Source organism: Bartonella sp. AA81SXKL (genome assembly GCF_042196945.1).
Taxonomy (GTDB): domain Bacteria; phylum Pseudomonadota; class Alphaproteobacteria; order Rhizobiales; family Rhizobiaceae; genus Bartonella.
The window spans coordinates 1-960 of the sequence record NZ_JBHIRH010000133.1 but is presented as its reverse complement, the minus strand read 5'-3'; the positions used below and the strand labels follow the sequence as shown (position 1 = coordinate 960).

Annotated in this window: 1 protein-coding gene; it reads left to right on the top strand. The window is 40.1% G+C overall.

The window, feature by feature from the left end; all coding sequences use genetic code 11:
* Positions 1-960 (top strand): ABC transporter substrate-binding protein (locus tag ACFINZ_RS10080; RefSeq protein WP_375701438.1); only part of this gene is annotated, 960 nt, incomplete at both ends.

Sequence of the window (960 nt, the reverse complement as noted above, 5' to 3'; positions counted from 1 at the left end):
TTGGCGATGGTTGCACAACAAGCTTCAGCAAAAACACCGGCTGATACCCTTGTGATGGCTTGGAATCTTGATGCAATTAGTACATTTGATCCCGCACAACTTAATGATGTTTATGGAAGTGAAATTGTTCGCAATGTTTGTGATAATTTGGTCAGTACTGCGACAGATGATCCTGCTAAAATGGTTCCGTCTTTAGCAACACATTGGGATGTTTCAGGTGATGATCACAGTACGGTGATTACTTTTCATTTGCGTGATGGTTTGAAGTTTAATAATGGCAGATCAGCCAATGCCAATGATCTTCTTTGGAGTATGAAGCGGATTGTCAAATTGAAGATGGGTAATGCGGCAATTTTTAATGAATATGGTATTACAGAGCAAAATGTTGATGATGCTTTGCAAGCTGTTGATGAAAAAACGGTGGTAATGAAATTTGATAAGCCTTATCCAGCAGAGCTCATTCTTAATAATATTGTTGCAAGTCCGGCAACAGCTTTGCTTGATCGTAAGACAATTATGAAACACGAAAAAGATGGCGATTTTGGAAATCAGTATTTGAAAAGTCATGCTGCTTGTGTTGGTCCTTATCAGTTAAAAAGTTGGCGCCCTGGAGAAGCTCTTTTGTTGCGTGCAAGCTCTCACTATTGGGGACAAGCGCCTAAACTGAAGCAGATTTTAATTCGCCATGTTGCAGAGCCCGGAACACAACGTTTGTTGTTGCAAAAACATGATATTGATGTTGCTCGTGATTTGACCCCTGAAGATCTTGCAGATCTGCAAAAAACAACAGATGTTAAAATCGAAGAAGTGTTAGAGCCATCCATGATGTACTGGGGATTTAATATGACAAATCCTATTTTTGCTAAGGAAAAAGTACGTTTGGCGATGCGCTATCTCATAGATTATGAAGGTCTTGGCAAGAAGCTTCTCAAAGGTGTTGGTGTTCCACGGGCCAGTTTT